This is a genomic window from Cognatundibacterium luofuense (assembly GCF_018139685.1).
GTDB classification, from domain to species: Bacteria; Pseudomonadota; Gammaproteobacteria; order Burkholderiales; family Burkholderiaceae_D; genus Undibacterium; species Undibacterium luofuense.
Genome location: NZ_JAGSPN010000469.1, coordinates 1 through 312, shown reverse-complemented (window position 1 = coordinate 312; position 312 = coordinate 1). Strand labels below are relative to the sequence as shown.

1 protein-coding gene is annotated in these 312 nt (G+C 55.8%); it reads right to left on the bottom strand.

What is annotated here, in order from left to right; genetic code table 11:
• Nucleotides 1-108: 108 nt before the first annotated feature.
• Nucleotides 109-312, bottom strand: a 204-nt coding sequence (locus tag KDM89_RS21255; protein ID WP_212689790.1) for an AraC family transcriptional regulator, incomplete at its 5' end; no start/stop codon positions are given.

Here is a 312-nt window from a genome sequence, read left to right as displayed (position 1 = left end):
ATAGCCGCGTTCAGCCGCAGGCATCAAGTAAGAAAATGTAAGTTAACCGCGTCAACCATGACAAGGTGTGAATGTCATGCCTGAGCGCACGGCAACAACACCACATGCTTAGCGCAGTGGCAGATAAATATCGGTCAGTAAATCCGCTGGCGCCGTGCAGCGCGGGTTGTTCAGGTAGTCTTCAAATGGTGGCGCATCGGCGGCTTCCAGTCCCGATGCGGGCAACCACCGGCCACAGAACCATTGGTAGACCGCTTGCATGGCCGAGTACGGCCCCTGATAACGCAATACGGCATATTTACCGGCTGCCAG